General features: G+C 57.9%; 10 protein-coding genes. 2 read left to right on the top strand and 8 right to left on the bottom strand.

Features of this window, described 5'->3' with window-relative positions; all coding sequences use genetic code 11:
• Positions 1-27 precede the first annotated feature (27 nt).
• The gene (locus tag ACJO2E_RS10110; protein ID WP_406963750.1) at positions 28-8673 is read right to left on the bottom strand and encodes a malectin domain-containing carbohydrate-binding protein; all 8646 of its coding nucleotides are present in this window, start codon (positions 8671-8673) and stop codon (positions 28-30) included.
• Positions 8674-8957: 284 nt separating this feature from the next.
• On the opposite strand from ACJO2E_RS10110, the gene ACJO2E_RS10105 reads away from it, so the two are divergent.
• Both ACJO2E_RS10105 and ACJO2E_RS10100 read left to right on the top strand, forming a co-directional pair.
• Complete coding sequence (locus tag ACJO2E_RS10105; protein WP_406963749.1) at positions 8958-9920, top strand: glycosyltransferase family 2 protein; 963 nt, start codon at positions 8958-8960, stop codon at positions 9918-9920.
• An 82-nt stretch (positions 9921-10002) separates the two neighbouring features.
• Positions 10003-11490, top strand: coding sequence for an oligosaccharide flippase family protein (locus ACJO2E_RS10100; protein WP_406963748.1), 1488 nt, complete (start codon positions 10003-10005; stop codon positions 11488-11490).
• 13 nt (positions 11491-11503) lie between these two features.
• Here ACJO2E_RS10100 and ACJO2E_RS10095 read toward each other — a convergent pair whose 3' ends face one another.
• The 7 genes from ACJO2E_RS10095 to asnB all read right to left on the bottom strand — a co-directional run bounded on the left by ACJO2E_RS10095 (position 11504) and on the right by asnB (position 20020).
• Positions 11504-12892, bottom strand: coding sequence for a glycosyltransferase (locus ACJO2E_RS10095; RefSeq protein WP_406963747.1), 1389 nt, complete (start codon positions 12890-12892; stop codon positions 11504-11506).
• Positions 12893-13032: 140 nt separating this feature from the next.
• Positions 13033-13920, bottom strand: coding sequence for a glycosyltransferase family A protein (locus ACJO2E_RS10090; RefSeq protein WP_406963746.1), 888 nt, complete (start codon positions 13918-13920; stop codon positions 13033-13035).
• Entirely contained in the window at positions 13914-15068 is a 1155-nt protein-coding gene (locus ACJO2E_RS10085) for a glycosyltransferase family 4 protein (RefSeq protein WP_406963745.1), read from the bottom strand. The genes ACJO2E_RS10090 and ACJO2E_RS10085 overlap by 7 nt, the downstream gene beginning before the upstream one ends.
• Positions 15065-16198 carry a glycosyltransferase gene (locus ACJO2E_RS10080; RefSeq protein ID WP_406963744.1) on the bottom strand — a complete coding sequence of 378 codons (1134 nt, stop codon included), beginning with the start codon at positions 16196-16198 and terminating at the stop codon, positions 15065-15067. The genes ACJO2E_RS10085 and ACJO2E_RS10080 overlap by 4 nt, the downstream gene beginning before the upstream one ends.
• Before the next feature lie 19 nt (positions 16199-16217).
• A complete protein-coding gene (locus tag ACJO2E_RS10075; RefSeq protein WP_406963743.1) occupies positions 16218-17081 on the bottom strand; it encodes a hypothetical protein in 864 nt (287 codons plus the stop codon).
• Positions 17082-17111: 30 nt separating this feature from the next.
• Entirely contained in the window at positions 17112-18104 is a 993-nt protein-coding gene (locus tag ACJO2E_RS10070) for an acyltransferase family protein (protein ID WP_406963742.1), read from the bottom strand.
• A gap of 23 nt (positions 18105-18127) precedes the next feature.
• Positions 18128-20020 carry an asparagine synthase (glutamine-hydrolyzing) gene (gene asnB / locus ACJO2E_RS10065; RefSeq protein WP_406964130.1) on the bottom strand — a complete coding sequence of 631 codons (1893 nt, stop codon included), beginning with the start codon at positions 20018-20020 and terminating at the stop codon, positions 18128-18130.
• Position 20021 lies beyond the last annotated feature (1 nt).

Genomic DNA, 20021 nt, shown 5'->3' with positions numbered 1-20021 from the left:
CCATTTCGATGGGGACGACCGCATCCATCACGGTCGTCCGGCATCACTCTCCAGCAGGTAGAACTCCAGTTCCACCGCTTCCTGTTCCGTCACAGTAAGGTTGTCATGGGCCAGTATGGCCTCTGCGATACTCAGCGCAGCCCCGTTGTGCAGGTAGGGCGCGGTCGCCCAGAGGAAATCCAGGGTGGGCGTATCGATGCCGTACACCGGACCCTGACTGCTGGAGCCCGTGGCATCCGTCAGTGTGCCGATATCGTGCACCACGCCGGAGGCTGAATCCGTGCGGCGATCCCCGCTATGGCAACCGGCGCAGTTTTCCCGCTGGTACACCGCCTGCCCCGCCGTTGCGGCCGTTGACAGGCTGCCGTCATTGAAGGGTGAGGCCGGATGCCCGTCAAGCGATGCCAGGTAACTGGCGAGGGCATCCAGGTCCGTACTGAGCCCGGCACGATCCGTTGACAGCGGGTCGTCACCCAGATCGAATTCACTGTCGTCGACCAGGCCGGTGCCACCCGCCAGAAGGCGGATCTGGGATTCGAAGTCCTGGACCTCGTCGAAGTTACCGGTCCAGTGGATGCGGCCATGGCCCACGCCCTTGCCGGTCAGGTCAATGGTATTGCGCACGCCCTCGCCCAGGCTGGTCAGATCCCAGACCCGTCCATCGTGGCCACCGTCGTTATGGCAGGACGCACAGCTCATGTAGTTGTCCCTGGCCAGCCGATCATCCGCGGCGTCGTAGAAGAGCTGTTTACCCAAGAGCACGTCCGGCGCCAGGGCTTCGCTGGACACCAGATCCACCACGTGCAATGCACTGGCCTGCGGCAGGTTATCCAGCAGGATCGGGGCCAGGTCGTAGCTCTGCAGGCTGCGATCCATGAAGTTGTGGATCAGCAGTCGCTCACCATCGGCGCTCAGGGCCAGCCCCTGTGGCGCAATGCCGGTGGCCAGTCTGGTGAGCTGGTAGCCCTGCTCCAGGTTGTAGACCGCCACTTCACGGCTGGTTTCCAGGGCGACGAACAGGTACCGGCCATCCGCCGTTACCACCGCACCCGTCGCCATACTGGCGTTGTCGTGGTCGATGCGCGCCCCCGGGTTCTCACTGCCGGACACCAGGTCCACCCTCGATGTCACGGCCCGCACGGTCTGGTCAAAGGTCATTCCGGGACCACCACGGGCCGCGCCGGCCAGGATGTTGTCCTGCTTCGACGGCACATAGGCCCAGTCGCCGTCGGGTCCGAGGACCGGGGCATTGAGGTAGTTCGGCATCCCCGGGCCGGTGCTTTCGGACACACCCCGGTTCCGGTAACCCAGTTGAATGGTGTCCACCACCGACAGGCTCTGGGCATCCACCACCCACAACTCACCACCACCGGCCGCGACGTCCGGTGCCAGGCCGTCCTCTCCCGGCAGGGGCGGCGTAACAAAGTTGGTGACGTAGACGGTGCTGCCATCCTCGCTGATCGCCAGATGGCGGGGCCGTCCGCCCAGGGCTCCGGTGGCATTGACCTGACCGGTGTCGGTATCCACCCGAACCAGTTGCGCCGTAGCCTCCAGCACCACCAGCAGATCGTCACTGCCAGGCACGCGTACCAGGCCGTGGGAACGACTGTCCGCTGGCAGGTCAATGGTATCCACGACGACCTGGCTTGTGGTGTCAATGGCGCTGACAGTGGCGTCGGCCTTACTGGTCACCCAGGCCAGGGAACCGTCCGCCGCCAATGTGATGGACGATGGCTTGCCACCCACGGAAACTTCGGCAACCCGCAGATCGTCCACCACCAGTGAGACCGTGTCGTTATCCGGGTTGGCAACCCACACCCGATCCTCACTGGTCGAGCTTTCCACGGCCAGGGTGGTGGAGTTGAGTACCGGCAGCGGCGGCCTGGCGTAGAGGGACGGATTCGCCGGATAGAAGTCCGCATTATCTCCCACACCGTCACCATCGCTGTCAGCCCACTCGGTGGCATCGTCGGGGAACGGATCGCTGTTATCCCCCACCCCGTCGCCATCGGAATCCACCGATTCGTCCGGGTCGTTCGGGAAGCTGTCGGCATTGTCACCGACGCCGTCGCCATCGCTGTCGATGACCTCCCCTGAGTTTTCAGGGAAGGCATCCTCGTCGTCGATGACACCGTCGTTGTCGGTATCCGCCGGTGCCACCCGGGGGACGAGTCCCATCACTTCCTGGCTGGCCAGTTCGGTGTTGCCGTCACGGCCTGTCACGATGAACAGCTCATCACCAAAACCGGCGCCACCGGGGGCATTGCGACCTGAAATCAGGCTGGGCAGCTCCCGCCAGCTTCCGGTGCGGACATCCAGCGCTTCCACGTCCGTGTGGTCACCGGCTGGGCTCTCACCCGCTGCCACCACCAGTTCCGGCCCGTGCTTGATCAGGGCCACACCGGCACGGGGGGTGGGAATGTCGTTCTCCAGGGTTGTCCACTGGCCGGTGTCGAAATCGTAGACATCCACGCTCGCTTCGGTATCACCGATGGCGTTACCCAGATTGACGCTGGAGCGGCGTCCAGCCACCACGTAAAGCTTGCCATCCACCACCGAGGCGCGGTGGTGGTCACGGGCATGGGGCGCATCAGGCAATGGGGTCCATGTCTTCGCCACCGGGTCGTAGACGTCGAACCAGGATACCCAACCGGCGTTATGGCCCTCGGTATTGCCACCGACCACGTAGATCTTGCCGCCATAGTTAACCGCCGCGGCGGCACCACGACGGCGGTCTTCAGGAATCACCGCTTCTTCACGCCATTGTGCCGGCTCACTGGGATCAAAGCTGTAGATCTCCGCCACCGGGGTCTCCGACGGGAAGCCGCCACGGAGGGCACCGACGATGTACACCCGGCCGCCCACTTCCACGCTCTGGAAGTGGTGCAGCTGTAGCTCGTTGAAAGCGCCGTCCCTGGGTACGCCACGGTCGGACCAGCTATTGGTGAGGGCGTTGTAGACGTTTACCGCCCGGCTGTCCCGGCCACCGATCAGGTACATGCTGTTTTCCACAGCGATGTAGTCTCCCTCGTGACGGGCATCCGGTGTGCCGAAATCGGGCTGGCGGACAGACCATTGGGTCGCGCCGTCGCCCCACTGGTTCGGATCATTCGGATAGACATCGGCATTGTCACCCACCCCGTCGCCATCGCTGTCGGTCCATTCGGTCGGGTCGCCGGGGAAGGCATCCTGTTCATTCGGGTAACCGTCGCCGTCCCGGTCCGGGTCGCTGTTGTCGCCAATGCCGTCGCCATCGGTATCGGCCCACTCGTTGGGATCGTTCGGGTAAACATCCCCGTTGTCGCCCACGCCGTCGCCATCAGTGTCGGTCCATTCAGTCGGGTCGTTCGGGAAGGCGTCCTCGGTATCGACAACGCCATCGCCATCGGTATCCAGGCCGTCGCCCTCACGTACCACCTGGATGGCAAAGCCCTCCGACGGCACGCCTTCGTCATTGACGGCAAACAGCCAGTAGTACCCCGGAATCATCACGTTCGGGTTGGGATTGACCTCAACCGAATAGGAGCCGCTGCCGCCGTCGAAGGCCAGGGGCACGAAGCGCTGATCCGTGTTGATGGAGTGGGTGGTTCCCTGCAGGCGAATCATGTTGAACTCGGCGATCGCCTCGCTGGTGTTGATCGTCATCTGGGCGCCGGCGATAACCTGCTGTGGTGCCTGGAGGATCTCGGGGCGGCTGGCCAGGGAGCCATCCGCGTTGAACAGGTAGTCCGGCGAGTAGAACTGGGCATCCTGATGGTTGGCATCACAGGCGCCACAGGCGCCACCACCACCGGTGAAGACCCGGCCATCTTTCATAAGCAGCGCGGTCGAATGGTAATTGCGGGGCACGGTCAGGCTGTTGACCGGTGTCCACTCCCCGGTGTCCGGGTTCCAGATCTCCGGTTGCAGGATGCTGCCCTCATCATTCCACAGTTTTGCGACCGTGGTGCCACCGATCACCATCACACGACCATCCGGCAGCACTACGGAATCCTGGAAGGTACGCCTGTGTTGCATGGGTGTGGTTTCCTGGATGACCGGGGCAGCGCCGTTCAGGTCCACGGTGATGGCCTTGTTGGAAGAAGGCTCTTCCTGGGAGGCATCGTTGCCGCCGGTAATCAGGATCTTGCCAATGTCGTACATCACCGCGGAGCCGAACATCCTGGCCTGGTCACCGCCCAGGCGGGCACCGATTTGCTCGATATCCCCCTGTCCGGCGGTATCGAACCAGTGCATGGTCTGCATGGGGCCGGACTGGAACACCCGGCCATTGGGCGCCACATGCATGAAGGCATACCATTGCATGTCGGTGCTGCCATTACCGGACTGGTTGCTGTTGATCAGGTTCTGCTCGTCCACCAGGCTCTGCATGGTCGCTCCCGGGGTATCCAGCCATTGCTGCTGCCCGGTGGCGTAGATTTCAGAGGTGTTACCCGCCCCTTCCGCAAACGCCGTGAAAATGCGGTTGTCCGGCATGGTCAGGGTGGTCGGGTACCAGCGGGGATAGCTCATCTCGTCCAGGGTGACCCACGACATGGTTTCGATATCGAAACGGCTGGTCTTCTTGGTGGTGGGGTTACCGCCGGAGTTGAAGATGGACCCATCCTCCATCTGGGCGATACCGGAACAGAACTGGTTATGGGTGGCGTGGTCCTTCGCCAGGAACGTTCCAGTCTCCGGATCATAGATGCTCGCGGTGGACTTGTTGCCGGTATCGGTAATCTCGGTACCACCGACCCAGGTCAGCAGCTTGCCATCCGGCAATTGCGCGGCGGACACGGGGATTTCCGCCCACTGGACCACATCACTCCACTGCCCGCCGATGTGGCTGGCAAACTCCGTCGGCGGTGTCAGGATGGCGTCCACACGGTCGGTGATCGCCGCCATATCCTCGACACCGGAGAAGTAGAAGTCATTCTCCGAGCCCCTGGCGGCGGCCAGTTCGATAACCGCTCCCCCCGAGGCCTCGAAGTACAGGATTTCCACCTGCTTCATACCCGCCTCAAGATAGACGGTGGCGTCCGCATTGTTGACCGGGTGAGGCTCGTCATCATTGATCACGACCTGCCCATCGATGGTCAGGCGCACGCCATCATCACTGCGGGTCAGGAAGGTGTATTCCCCATCCTCGGGAATAAAGACCGAGCGCGTGGCGACCATGGCGAAATGATTGTCAAAGGGGAACGCCGCGGAGTCGGCAAAGATGCCGGTGTTGCCCTCGCTGCCGTCACTGAAGCTGATGATGTCCGAGCTCATGGAGACGGTCTGGTACTGGTCCTGATTGTCGATCAGTGCCTGGGCCTTGGCCATGGTATTGATCGTTTCCGTGCCCTTGACGAACAGCACCTGGAAGGGCTCGCTCAGCAGCCAGCGGCTGGCGTCATTCGGATGGGCGTCGGAATTGTCACCGTAGCCGTCGCCGTCGCTGTCCACCCACTCGGTGGGGTCCTGGGGAAAGGCGTCCTCGGCATTGTTGTAGCCGTCACCGTCGGAATCCAGGGCCGGGTCACTGTTGTCCCCGATGCCATTGTTGTTGGTGTCTTCCCAGTTATCGGGATCGTCCGGGAACAGGTCAATATCGTTGGCATAGCCGTCGCCGTCCCGGTCCGCATCGGTGTTGTCGCCGATACCGTCACCGTCCAGGTCGGACCACTCCGCAGGATCCAGCGGGAAGGCGTCGTCTTCATTCAGGTGACCATCGCCGTCGATGTCCGGGTCGGAATTGTCGCCGATACCGTCGCCATCGGTGTCAGCCCATTCGCTGTCATCCGAGGGGAAGGCGTCGGCGTTGTCACCAATACCGTCACCATCGGTGTCCTGCCACTCCGTCGGATCGTTCGGGAAGGCGTCGTTGTTGTCGGGAATGCCATCGCCGTCGAAGTCGCCGTTGCTGTCATAGACGCACAGGGCCGACAGCTTGGGAGCGTCGGTAATGCTGCCAAAGCTGACCTGGACACTACCGTCATCCACTTCCGCCAGGTAACGCTCAACGATGGCCGTCTGACTACCGACCTCGGCAAGAATATCAAACCCAGCGTGAACCAGCTCACCCTCAATGTAGACATCAAATACCCTCGAGCCCGGCCCGCCGGACGAGCTGGCCGCCTGGAAGTATATCTCGGCGAACATCAGCGCCACATTGTAGGGGCCATTGTCAGGTACAGGGATGCTGTAGCTGAAGTTGCCCCAGCGTTCGCTGTGGTAGAGCGTGTCGTCGTCGGTGTCGGCTATCTCGACTTCATAACTGGCGGACCGGCCTCCGGAATAGTGCTGGTCCGCCAGGTAATCAACACCACCGGTACTGGTGTAGGCCTGACCACCCACGTTAATACACATCTCAAAGTTGTTCACCGGCTCGTTGGGGGTCGGGTCGGCATTGTCACCGATGCCATCCCCGTCGCTGTCGAGCCATTCTTCCGGATCATTGGGGAAGGCATCGTCGTCATTGGGGTAACCGTCGCCGTCCCGGTCGGTATCGGTATTGTCGCCAATACCGTCTCCGTCCAGATCGGACCATTCGTCCGGATTATTGGGGAAGGCATCGGCATTATTGCCAATGCCATCACCGTCGCTGTCCTGCCATTCGGCGGCATCCAGCGGGAACTGGTCACTGGTGTCCGCCACGCCGTCACCGTCGGCGTCGCCATAGCTCTGATGCAGGCAGACGGCAGAGAGCTTGGGCTGGTCCGATTGGCCAACAAAGCTCACCTTAAGGGAATCGTCACTGACCGGCACCACGTAATTCCGGGACAGTGCGGTCTTGCTGGGCACCTCAGCCAGGATATCGAAGCCCTGCTCGACCAGGGCGTCTTCCAGATAAATATCGAACACCCGGCTGCCCGGACCTCCGGCACTGGTCGATGCCTGGAAATGCACCTCGGCAAAATGAAGGGTGGCGATGTAGTCGCTTGCCTGGGGAACCGGAATCTCGTATACAAAGCTACCCCAGCGCTCGGTCTGGTACAGGGGGTCGTCCTCGGTTCCGGCGATGTCATGGGTATGAACGCTGGCGGTGCCGCCGGAGTAATACTGGTCTGCCTGGTACGTCAAGCCACTGGCGGAGACCAGCTCCCCGCCACCCACGTTGACACAGTAACCCCAGTCAGAGCCCGGCTGGGGTGGCTCTTCCTCCCAGCGCTCCGGATCATTCGGGTACACATCGTCTTCGTTGGCAACGCCATCACCGTCGCGGTCCGGATCGCTGTTGTCGCCAACACCATCGCCGTCCAGATCAGCCCACTCGTCCGCATCATTGGGGAAGGTATCCGCGTTATCGCCAACACCGTCGCTGTCGCTGTCCGCCCATTCGTCCCCATCAAAGGGGAACACATCCTCGTTGTCGGCGACCCCGTCACCGTCGGTGTCACCGAGGCTTTCCCGCACACAGAGTGCCGACAGTTTTGGCCAGTCCTGAATAACACCAAAGCCGATGTCCACCATGCCGTCGTCGACCGTGGTCATATGGATCAGGGTCAGGGCGGTGGTACTGGGCACCTGGGTCAGGATGTCAAAATTATCGGCAATCAGTTCGTCTTCCACGAAGACGTCAAAAACCCGGGTACCCGGACCGCCACTGCTGGACGTGGCCTGGTAATAGATCTCGGCGAACTCCAGCTCGATGGTGTAGGTGCCGGGCTCCGGCACGGGAATTGAGTAACCAAAGGCCCGCCAGCGCTCCGACTGGTAGATCAGGTCGTCGTCGGTATTGGCAATATCATGAGCATGGGTGCTGGTGCGGCCACTGGAGTAATAGCCGTCCGCCTGGTATTCGGTGCCATCGACGGCGGTGTAGGCAGGCCCGCCGGCGTTGATGCACATCTCATAGGCGGAGACTGCCAGCAGTGGGGTCGGATCCGAGTTATCACCGATGCCATCGTCGTCGCTGTCCAGCCACTCGTCCGGATCATCCGGGAAGGCGTCCTCGTCGTTAAGGTGGCCATCACCGTCGCGGTCGGTGTCACTGTTGTCGCCGACGCCATCGTTATCAAGGTCCGCCCATTCCGACGGGTCGTTGGGGAACACATCGGCATTATCGCCGACGCCATCGCCATCCGAATCGGCCCATTCCTCAGGGTCCAGGGGGAACAGATCGTTGGTATCACTGTAACCGTCACCGTCGGAATCGCCGGTGCTAAGGTGGACGCACAACCCCGAAAGCTTTGGATAATCAGCCACCCGGGAAAAACTGATCTTCAGGTCGTCATCTTCAACGGTGGTCGCATAGGTACGTGACAGGGCCGTCTTGCTGGGCACATTGGCAAGGATGTCAAAATTGTCGTCAACCAGCTGGTCTTCCAGAAAAATATCGAACACCCGACTGCCAGGCCCTCCGCTGGAGCTGGTCGCCTGGTAATAGATCTCGGCAAAGTACAACGTCACAAAATAGTTATCGGGGCTTAACGGGATGGAATAGTTGAAGCCGCCCCAACGTTCGCTCTGGAACAGGAGGTCGTCGGTCGTCTGCTCAATATCGTGAGCATGGAAGCTGGTACGCCCTCCCGAATACAGGACATCAGCCTCAAACGTGACATCGTTGGCGTCAACGAATTCGTCACCACCCGCATTGATACAGATCAGTGCATTATCGCTGGACAGGGTTTCCGACGCCGCCAGCGGGGCGATCAGAAGGGATGCCACTCCCAGGAATACAGACCAATACCGTCCCTGATTCATACCTGTTGCCTCTGCACTCTTACATATCGATTAAAGCAGCAGCAAATAATGAACCAAGCATTGATAACTTATTAAAATTCGGAAACAAACGCGCTCTCAGCAACGCATGTAACCTCTGTTTAACACTAATCGTGTAAAGGAAGCCGACATCCACATGCCGACAATTGCCCGAGGACTCGGGTAAGGCAATCCCAAATCCTTGACTTGGTTGCAGGAACTCCATTAATTTCCACTGTAAGGATTCGTTTACAGGAAACTTCGCCAGGAATGGTGGCAGGTGAGGAATGGCCAAAGTCAGTGTGGTGGTACCGGTTTTCAACGCCGAGGAATGTCTGGATGAAACACTGACCAGCCTTTGTCGTCAAACACTGGATGATATTGACGTTATCTGCGTGGATGACGGTTCTACGGATCGATCCCGGGATATTCTCCGGGCAGTGGCTGACAGGGATCCCAGGTTCCGGGTGATCGAAAAGACGAACGGCGGTGTCGGCTCTGCCAGAAATCTCGGCATCGAAAGCGCCACCGGCGAGTACCTGTCATTTATTGACTCGGACGATGTTGTCAGCGACGACTACCTGGAAGAACTCTATTCCAGCACTTCTCCCGAAAAACCCGATATCGTGGTAACCGGGAACGTGCTGGAGTACTGGCCCGATGGTCGTAAAAACTCCCGCAATGTCGGTGTTACCGGCGACGCCCTGCTCACCACCCCCGACGAAAAGGCTCCCCTGATCACCTCCACCGGGCTCACCCAGAACAAGCTCTACAGGTCCGCGTTCATCCATGGGATTGGGTTGAGGCACTACACCGGCAAGAGCGTATCGGAAGACAACTACTTCACCATCTGCGCCGTTGCCCTGGCGGAATCCATCAAGACCGTACGCAAGGGCACCTATCTCTATCGCCAGCGCCCCCAGTCCATTACCAAGTCCAGAAAACGGCCGGACGACGTGTCCATGTATGATGTCTATGAACAGGCAAGGGCCTTTGTTTCAGCAGCGACGGGTAGCGAGAAGTTTGCCAGCGAATGGGAGCCGATCATCCGCACACGACAGCAGACGGATCTGACCAACTATCACTTTGAACTGGCCCCGCCCGACCGGGCCGGATTCCGGGAACAGGCCGTGCGCCTGACGGGGGGCAGGATCCGGATTCCCAGGCCTGACAACGAGCGCCTCGCCATTATAAAGTTCCATATAAAAAGTGCGCTGACATCGATCGGGTTATATCATCCCTCCCGGTAGCCGGAGGATCTGACACTCCCAGATCATGACTCGTTGATCACATTGCCGTGATCGCCACTCTCTCAACCATTGACCGCCATCCATGTCGACGACCGCCAACCGGGTGCTCAAGAGTTCCGCATTTCTCCTGATGGCAAAGGGCGTCCAGCGATCCATCGGGTTGGTCAGCATTCTGGTGCTCGCCAGGATACTGACCCCCGACGACTTCAGCATCGTCGCCATTTCAGCCCTCCTGCTGTACTTCTGCGAGACACTGGCCGCCACCGGTAGCGAGTCCTATATTATTCACAAAGACGATGTCGCCTCCTCGGACTTGTCCACCGCCTGGACGATCGACCTGATCATCAAGTCGGCCATCTTCCTGCTGCTGGTGATCGCGATTCCCTTTATCGCTGACTTTTACGAGGACCAGCGCCTGGTCCCCGTACTCTATGCCACCTCGTCGATTCTGCTGATCAACGCCCTGAAAAGCCCGGGGCTTATTGCCCTCAAACGGCAACTGGACTATCGCCGGATCTTCTTCGTCATGATCACCCAGAAGGTCTGTGCCTTCACGGTCACCCTGTCCATTGCCCTCACCACTGAATCCTACTGGGCCCTCATCATTGGCGATATTACCTCCGCCAGCGTGCTCTGCCTGGGTTCCTATCTGATCCACCCGTTTCGTCCACGGCCCTGCCTGGCCAACTGGCGCAACCAGTGGCGCTTTTCGAAATGGATACTGTTTCGGGCAAGCGTGGGATTCAGCAAATCGCAGATGGACTCGCTGCTGATCTCAAAGTTCTTCTCGGCACAGGAGTTGGGGGCGTTCTACATGACCAAGAATCTCTCGGTGCTCCCCAGCACGGACATCATCGGCCCCGCCGTGGAACCCCTGCTGGCATCACTGTCCCGGGTCCGGGACGACCTCCAGGAGTTCAACCAGCAGTTATCAAAGGCGATTTTCGTGATCACATCGATAATCATGCCGATCGTGGTCTTCATGTGGTGGTTCCCTGATCACATCATCAACTTCTTTTTCGGGCCAGAGTGGGCCATCGCCTATCCGATGCTACCACCGTTGGCGGTCGTGCTTGCGACGATCGCATTTGGCCAGATAATCAATCAGGCCATTATGTCGCTGGGGCGAGTCAAGGCGCTCTTCATTTTCGAGATCATTGGCCTTGTGATGCTGACAACTGCCCTCTTTCTGTCACGCAACCTGGAAATTCGGCACTTCATAGAGGTACGCTCACTGTTCGCAGTAGGCCTTGTCTTAGGCATAATTGCCTTTCTACGGTACTGCACGGGAATCCGGATTCTTCGCCTCGCGGCCCTGATTTCACCAACTATCCTGCTGGCGATACTGGCTGCGTGGTTGACTGGGGAAGTAGAAACCCGACTAGCCATAGAGCTCAACAGTTTTTCTGTCTTTCCAGTAGCCGTGCTTTACTTTGGCCTGTTCATTCCCGCATTCCTACTGATATTGGTTACGGTATACCAACGTTATGATGAAGGGGCATTTGCCCTGAAAACATTGGGCAATATAGTGAGAGGGCTCTGGGCGCGAATACTCCACAAATCGGGATAGAGGTACAAGAGCGTTATATCGGCTGGTGTTCCGGTGGCACCATACGCGATGCGTCAGAAGAACGATCCCCTGTGGCCAGAACATCGTTAACAAAACGAACAACATGCTCATCGCCGCTTTCGGCTTTGAGTTCCTCCGACAATCGCCTTGCATTGGCCACAAAGCCCATATTGGATAAAACGTCAGAAATGACCTCATGGAGATCATTATCACTGATCCGGAATGTCCGAATCATACGCCCAACGCCCAGGGATTCCGCCGCCCACGCGCAATAGAACTGGTCCCACAGCAACGGGATACCCAGCACCGGCTTGCCAAACCACAACGCTTCCCGGTAACTGGTTGCCCCCATGTGGCTAATAAATACAGTAACCTTTGGACTGGCCAATACCGACGCCTGGGGAGCCCAATCCACCCAACGAACACTGTCATCTTCCCATTTTCGTCTTGTTCCTTCAGAACGGGTTCCGGCAGCCACCAATACACGCTTTCCCAATAGCCGTATGTGATTAATGATCCTGTGCACGAGTCGGTCTGGCGGCGAGGCCAGAGTACCAAAGGAAAGATAAACCACGCTGTTGTCTTCACAACCACTAAGCCAATCCATCACACTCTGACCGGCGCCCCAGTCTGACTCCGGATCCAGGGAGCCAAGTCTGAGGAATGGATCCGAGTTCTGGGCTCCACCAAACAGGTACTTGTTTTCGATGTTAGCCGTCCCCGTCGTTATTCTATGGACTGCACCTGGCCTGGCCCGGGAATAGGACGCCCTGTGCTCATTAACGAACCGGCTCATATCGCCCCAGGCCTTGAACCGGCGTCTGCGAAATACCTTGTTAAAGCGATAGTGCCAGGCCGGCATGAATTGCAACGCGAATCGTTCCAACAACTCGCCACTCCATGAGCGTTTTTCCAAGTGAGCCCGCCGGTCCTGCAACCGGTAGAGCGTTCCCGTGGCCTCATGGACAATGAGGGGGACCTTCAGCACCGTCGCCATCAGGCCATACTCCTCGAGAAAGATATGGGGATCACAGAGGAGTGCGTCGCAGCCTAACCCCTTCAGTTTTTCCATGATGTATCGCCGATGCTGCAATCCGTTATAGGTCAGCGTAAGAAAGTAGCGTTTCTGCGCTTCCAGATGTGTAAAGAACACATGCTTCCATCTTCCGGACCGAGACAGAACCTGCAAAAACTGGCGCCCATCTTCCGGCACTACCGGGCCAATCAACTCATAGGGAAAACCAAAACTTCGTGCCTGGATCTCCGCTTCATCAGGCACCAGAACGTAAATCTCGGCGCCAGCATCCTCCAGGTTCTTCAGGATGAGAAATAGACTTTTCAGGTGACCTGCGTCAGGTATCAGGCTGACCATTACAATGCGCTTGCCTTTCAGACTGCCCACTCCAACCTCACTGAATACTGCCTTTGAAATAGACTACTAGAGGCTTACAGTTCATCCGACACATGGTAATGATGGCTGGTTATCTGAATTAGTACCAATGACCATCACTCCAATACGCGGAGGCATCCCGGATGAAACGACTAAGCCTGGCTAACATCTTGCAGACGGCTTATTAATCCGTAGCGGGAAAACACCGCAGCCACCTGCCGATCATTATGACCCAGCGTATTATTGACATGATGCAGTGACTGATCTTCCGCCTGGCTGCCCCAGGTACGCGGGAAATCCTGGTGCCTTTCAGTAATCTTCACATGGGGCACGCCGTTGTAGAGCGCCATGGCCTTGAACCACACGTCATCTGCAGTCGGGGACAGCTCCATGAAAGCATCCCGGTTATGGACTTCGGGATGAAGGGAGCCAGGGGGGTACAGTATGCCCTCGCACCCCTGGGCAAACAGCAGATAGCTGGGTTTATTGCGTTCCGTGAACTCCGGCCACTGGATGTACGGCGCCAGGCTACCCCGTTGCACCAGCATTCTGGTCCCCCGGTAACACACAACCGCTTCGGGATGGTCACTGTGAGCGGCCAGCAGCTTTTCAAGCCAATTACCGGGGTAAAGCGTGTCGTCATCCACGGTGATGATAATGGCGTCCGGGTAGCGTTCCAGCGACGGCAGCAGCTTCCGGTAGGAGCGAATGTCATCGACAAACGCGATCTCAATCCCCTTGCGCTGCATCCGGCGAAGGTTTGCCGGCAGGTTTTCGGGGTCGATGACCTTCTCCCCCTTCTGATTGTATTCCGACAGCCAGAGGACAACCCGGTCCGGGCGCACCGTTTGCCAGAGCAGGCTCATGAGAACCGCATGCAGCTTTTCGAAGCGCCAGGGGATGGAGGTCATGCTGACCACCACTTCCCTGTCCAGGTCATGGGAGCGCCCCCGTTTGAGCCCTGGCAGGTGACTCAGGAAACCGTAGAAGCCCTCCAGTGACAGAAACTCGTGTTTGATCTTCCTGAGTGTTCCTAACATGTCCTTCCCCTTTCATCCGAAACAAGCTCCAGGTAGCGAATGGCGATCTGCTCCCAGGAGAATCTGTCCCTCACCAGGGCCGACAGCCGATCCCGGTACCCGGTATCCGCGCCCGGCTCACCAATCCGGCGAATGGCGGCCACCCAGTCGTCCAGGTCCAGGCCCCGGACGACTTCACCCGCCTGGTTGCCGCCGATGACGTCGATACCACCCGCAGTGGCGGTTGTCACGCAAGGCACGCCGAAATAGAGAGCCTCCAGCAATACCATGCCGTAGATCTCGTAGTCGCTGGGCAACAGGAACACGTCGCTATGGCGGTAAATGGCTGGTAACTCCTCCTGCCCCAGGGCCCCGGTCATGATCACATTGTCGAGCCCCTGTTCAGCCACGCGCTGACGGACCGCCTCTTCCATCGGCCCGTTGCCCACCAGGATCAGCGCGGTGTCATCACGCATGGCGGCGGCTATATCAACCAGCAGCATCGGATTGCGTCGCTGCTCCAGCCTGCCCACGTACAGCAGGATCCGGGAATAACGGGATCTCAGTTCCTGCAACATTCCTTCATGGGGAGAGGACTCGGTCATGGCTTCAAACCGGGTGGTATCCAGCCCCACGGGCAATACCTGTACGTCGTTGATCCCCCGGGACCGGAGGAAGTCGCGGGCGGTGGTGGTCTTGGCCAGGAAGGCGCGGACGTTGCGGCGGATGGCCGGCGCCAGCAGATACCCATGCAGCCGGTCATACCAGGTTCTGGCGCGACCGGAGGGCACCACGTACATGCCGTGGTAGATCACATAGGGAATGCCCAGTCGGCGGCAATTAAACGCCACCATGGTGGCGGCGGGGTTGTTCTCCTCACTGACATGAACGAGATCGTACTGCCCCTTGCGCAGCAGCTTCCAGAGGCCCGTGAGGACACCGTATTCCAGCACGGGAATGCGGCGGTAGCCGGTGCGGATAATGGTAATGGGGCTGCCTGATTGACTGTCGATCACTTCCACCGGAGGATTGTCCGAACCTCCCCCGGCGGTAATGATGTTGACGGTATGGCCCTGGCTGGTCAGGCCCCGTGCGAGCCCGATCTCCTGGCTGTTGTATTGACGATGGTCAACGTCGCTGCCATCGGTCCTGAGGATCGCTATTTTCATGCCCGGCTACCCGCCACATTGTTATAAAGCCTGTTGTATTCCCCAACCATCGTGGCCACCGAAAAACGGGCCTCGAAAGCCTCACGGGCCTCACGGGCCATACGGTCAATCTGATCGGGCCGTTCCAGCAATCCGGCAAGCGCCTCAACCAGGGCCGGCTGATCATCGTTGGGCACCAGGCAGCCGCTCTTTCCATGCTCGATGATCTCGGGGTTGCCGCCCACATCGGTGGCCACCGGCGCAACTCCCAGGCTCATGGCCTCCAGCAGGGTCATGGAGGTGCCTTCCGAGTACGAGGTCAACAGATACAGGTCCGACAGGGCCATGTACTTCTCAGGGGACGCCGAATACCCCACCAGACGAACCCGCTCCGACAGGCCCAGTTCCCTGACCTGCTCTTCGATGGCGGCACGTTCGGGGCCATCCCCCACAATCACCAGGACCAGGTTGTCGAGCCGGTCGCACAGGGCCTGAAAGGCCCGCAAGGCCAGGCTGTGGTTCTTGATCGGATCCAGCCTCGACACCATGCACAACACCCGAGCCCCCTTGGGCAAGGACAGCTCGCCGGCAAGGGATCGCTTCTGGTCTTCGGTTACCGTCTTGCCCTGGATGCCGTTGTAGATGACTTGGATCCGGCGCCTCGGCATGAACTCATACTCCGCCAGGGCATCGGCCGTGGCCCGGGAAATGGCTACCAGCGCCGCGGTTGTCCGGGCCATCCACCGGTTCAGCCATTTGGCCTTGGTCCGATACCGGTCCGGGTGGAACCGGCCATGTTCGGTGAAGACCACCAAGGCCCGGGTCATCCGGGCCGCCAGCCAGCCGTAGAAGTAAGGGGTGTACTGGTGACAATGCACGATGTGGATATCCCCCTCGCGGATCCGCCGGCGCAGGTCCCGGGCCAGTCTCAGGTCAATACCCGGTCGCCGGCGCAAAGCCGACACTTTGATTCCCTGGTTTGCCAGCCGCTGCCCCATCGGACCGACCTCCCCATCAATGCAAAGTACCTCCTGACGGAACCGCTGGGGATCGCCGTTCTCGACCAGCTGGGTAATAACCTGCTCCGTCCCACCAACGCCCATATTGAAGGTGACATGGAGGATATTGAGCTTTGACACAAAATTGCCCATAAAACGATCAGTCCAGTAATCAGGGCTTTGGGGCGCGACGGCGCCACAGGAAATAAATACCGGAAAAAGCCAGCAGGGCCAACGGCAGGAGCCATTTCAGGATATAGCTGACTTCTTCAAAGATGTAGCGTTTGGTCATGAAATGGTAGGTGTCGTCGAATATGGCAAAACGGGATTCATAGGCCTTGAACAGATAGTCCACCTCGTCAGGTGGATAGCCAGCTTCAGAGTAGTGCTTCCTGAATCTGTCCGGATCTCGAACCAGTTGCTCCAGATTACCTTCAAGTTCAACACCAAAGTCCGGATCTGCCAGGTAACGATTTCCTTCCTTGTCCTCATACTCAACGATGACATGGCCATGGAAGGATACAATACGATTTTCAATTCCATGGTTATCGAGAATACTGGACAGCACCGTGGATGCATCACCACAGATTCCTATGCCCCGTCGGATATTGCGCTTGTAATTGGCATAGTGGTAGCGCTCAAACTGGGGCAGACCAGAAAACTTGCCAATGCCCCACAGGAAGTAGTTCTCCCATATTGGGACCAGTTGTCGGTACTCTTTCGGATCGACATCTACCCAGTCGATATGGATAAGACTCTGGTTAACAACACGATTAGCTTGACCGACCAGGCTCCTCGTCGACCCTCCCCCCAACTGGTCAATAGCTTCCAGGCTTTGTTCGTAAGACCAGACCTCCTCTGGAATAAATCTCAACTGGTCATGGTCGTTGATCCCCAGACCCGGTTTCCGTATCGGCTGGGTCAAGCCGTAAGCATTGATGAGCATCAACGCCATACCCGCCAACGCCAATAACAGGAAAAAAGCGTCCAGGAAGACTTTCTTTACCGACCTTGGTGTACTGGTGCGAGCCGTCATGTCACTCTTTGCCTCATCCTTTCCGCAAGCTCAAGTTGCCAGCCGGACCTTGGATCTCATATTCATGAAGGGTAGCTCCACCGCCCTGTACAATGCCTCGGCGGCTAATGCCGACAGCACAAGCACCAACGACAGGTAAACGACAAACGGCAGCTCAATGGGCAGCCTGTTAGCAATGGCAATAGCATCAGGATGCAGCAGGTAAATAGCATAGGACCTGGTGGCCACGTAATTTGCCCCGGGGAAATATAGGTTCCAGCTTACCTTCGGGCTGGAATTCGCATACACCACCCAAGCTCCAAACATCAAAGCCCTGGCAACGAACCCCGGCTCGTCGAGCCAACTCAGCGGAAAAAAGCGCTGATAGAAGTAAAGTATGAAGAAGCCCGTTGCCAGTAGTGCCATGTGCCCGGAATACTTCAGCATCTGATTCCAGATTGTCCGGTGCTGGTATTTAAGGCAAGCCAGAAGCACCCCCATAATACAACAGTCGAGTCGAACATGAGTCTCGGAGGTGGTTCCGTACCATTCGAAATACCGAAATACGGACGGCAGGATGAAGATCAACAGTAACATTGCCAACCGTGTATTCGGGCGAAAATAAATCGTAAATGCAAGGAATGGTGCAATGAATAGGTAGAACTGCTCTTCGACTGCGAGAGACCAACTGACTGAAAATATCTCAAGTGGATAATCGTAATTCTGGAGGAAGAAAAAATACGTCCAGGGTGTCGCTGGAGACTCTTTCGTAAGCACTTGCTGCGCCATGGTGTACAGGAGCACCACATAATAGGCCGGCAGTGTCCGCATCCAGCGCCGGATCCAGAACCGCTGGACGTTTATCTCACCACTCTCCATTTCCTTGAAAAGCTGGCTTCCTAAAAGCCAGCCCGACAGGACGAAGAACAGATCCACCCCCATGCCTCCGAGCTGGAAAGGCGCAAGAAGCGGCGGCGAACCGAACCCAAGAATCGAGTGCGCAAACACCACGATCAGGATGGCGACGCTTCTCAGGGTATCCATTGAGCGGATACGGCCTCGGCTTCCTAGCATGGCGCATACCTCTGCCACCAAAGACCAAAGACCACCATACTCCAAAGCTCCTGAGTATAGCGATCATCCCCGTTAATATGAGCCTGCCAGAGTTCTGCGACCCGGGACATTTTGAAACAGTAGGACAACCCACCATCCTGGTCCGTCAAAAGGCGATTTGCCACCGGATACAGCTCATGCCTCAACCAACTGGCCAACGGCACCGAGAACCCCATTTTTTTTCGGTAAAGGATGTCATCCGGAAGCATTCGTGAGAATGCCTTCTTCAGGATGTACTTCTTTTCCTTCTGCCGGAGCTTTAGGGCTGACGGAATGGTGGCGGCATACTCAACCACCCGATAATCCAGCAACGGCGCCCGGGTTTCCAGGGAATTCGCCATACTCATGCGATCAACCTTCACCAGGATGTCGCCGGGCAGGTAAGTCTTGATATCAGTATAGAGAATTCGGGACAAGTGATCCTCGGTATCCGCAGCCTCAAAATGGCGCCGAGTGGTATCCGCAGGATCATAGTCATCAGTCGACTTTCGGAAGCTGTCGTTGACCAGTTGATCCCATAGCCATGGCCTGAAGAAACAGTTGGTCAGGTAGAAGCCTTCATCAGCGGGTCTCATCAGTGTCTGACACAAAGTCTGGGCCTTGCCCCCAAGCCGCCCGGGAACCCCCGCTGCCACTGATGCCAACATTGGGAACAAAGAGCGTCTTATCGGAAGAGGGAAAAGCGAGCGTAAACGGTTCTCAACGGCATCTGTTCGATACTTGCTGTAACCCGCAAAGTTCTCATCACCACCATCGCCCGCAAGAGCGACCGTAACTTCCTGACGGGCTAGTTGCGACACGAAAAACGTTGGCACGAATGAGGGATCGGCAAACGGCTCGTCAAAGAAACGGGCGATATATGGAAGGCTGTCCGCCACCCGCTCCTTTACCGTGAACTCGTAATGGCTGGTTTGAAACTGACTGGCTACCTGGCGAGCGTACTGAACCTCATCAAATTTTTTCGAATCGAACCCGATTGCGCAGGTGGTTACGGCCTGATCCGCATGCGATGCCATCAAACCCACGACAGCGCTCGAGTCGACTCCGCCGCTCAGGAAGGCTCCCAGCGGCACATCGCTCACCATTCGCAGATGGACAGCATCATCAATCAGACCATAAAGTTCATCCTCAATCTGACCCTGGGAACGCGAGCTGATATTGCTAAAAGACACATCCCAGTACTTGGCCACTTGAACACTGGTACCATCCGTCTTGAGCCAATGGCCCGGTTCCAGCTTATAGGTATTCTGGTAGATGGTTTTCGGATCAGGTATGTACTGATAGGCGAAGAAATCCTTGACAGCATCCGGTCGAATTTCTCGCTTAACCAGCGGCATTTCTATCAATGCCTTGAGCTCAGAGGCGAATACGAACTGCCCATCGGCATGGTAATAGTAAAGCGGTTTCTTGCCTAAACGATCTCTTGCCAGGAAAAGCGCACGCTCCTCCCTGTCCCAGATGGCAACCGCAAACATGCCATTTAACTCATGCAGGCACTCAGCCCCCTGCTTCTCGAACAGAGCGAGCAGCACTTCAGTATCACTGCGACTGTGAAAACGAACACCCTCCGATTCGAGCTCCATGCGCAGTGACTGAAAGTTGTAGATCTCGCCATTGAACACAATCACATATCGACCCGATGCAGAAACCATGGGTTGATTACCTTCATCGCTCAGATCCAGGATGCTGAGCCGGCGATGCGCCAGGGCAACGCCTTCATCCAGAAACACAGCCCCGGCATCCGGTCCGCGATGGCGAATGGATTCGCCCATTGCTGTCACCCAGGCGCGATGGGCATCTGGGTACAAGGTTTTTGCAGTTCGACAAAATCCCGCTATTCCGCACATA

The organism is Marinobacter shunpengi (assembly GCF_045449695.1).
Classification (GTDB): Bacteria; Pseudomonadota; Gammaproteobacteria; order Pseudomonadales; family Oleiphilaceae; genus Marinobacter.
This window is presented reverse-complemented; position numbering and strand designations above follow the sequence as displayed.

What these genes read in the sequence shown, in the direction of transcription:
- ACJO2E_RS10110 (WP_406963750.1), bottom strand. Translation starts at nt 8,673, where the DNA reads ATGAATCAGGGACGGTATTGGTCTGTATTCCTGGGAGTGGCATCCCTT.
- ACJO2E_RS10105 (WP_406963749.1), top strand. Translation starts at nt 8,958, where the DNA reads ATGGCCAAAGTCAGTGTGGTGGTACCGGTTTTCAACGCCGAGGAATGT.
- ACJO2E_RS10100 (WP_406963748.1), top strand. Translation starts at nt 10,003, where the DNA reads ATGTCGACGACCGCCAACCGGGTGCTCAAGAGTTCCGCATTTCTCCTG.
- ACJO2E_RS10090 (WP_406963746.1), bottom strand. Translation starts at nt 13,920, where the DNA reads ATGTTAGGAACACTCAGGAAGATCAAACACGAGTTTCTGTCACTGGAG.
- ACJO2E_RS10085 (WP_406963745.1), bottom strand. Translation starts at nt 15,068, where the DNA reads ATGAAAATAGCGATCCTCAGGACCGATGGCAGCGACGTTGACCATCGT.
- ACJO2E_RS10080 (WP_406963744.1), bottom strand. Translation starts at nt 16,198, where the DNA reads ATGGGCAATTTTGTGTCAAAGCTCAATATCCTCCATGTCACCTTCAAT.
- ACJO2E_RS10075 (WP_406963743.1), bottom strand. Translation starts at nt 17,081, where the DNA reads ATGACGGCTCGCACCAGTACACCAAGGTCGGTAAAGAAAGTCTTCCTG.
- ACJO2E_RS10070 (WP_406963742.1), bottom strand. Translation starts at nt 18,104, where the DNA reads ATGGATACCCTGAGAAGCGTCGCCATCCTGATCGTGGTGTTTGCGCAC.
- asnB (WP_406964130.1), bottom strand. Translation starts at nt 20,020, where the DNA reads ATGTGCGGAATAGCGGGATTTTGTCGAACTGCAAAAACCTTGTACCCA.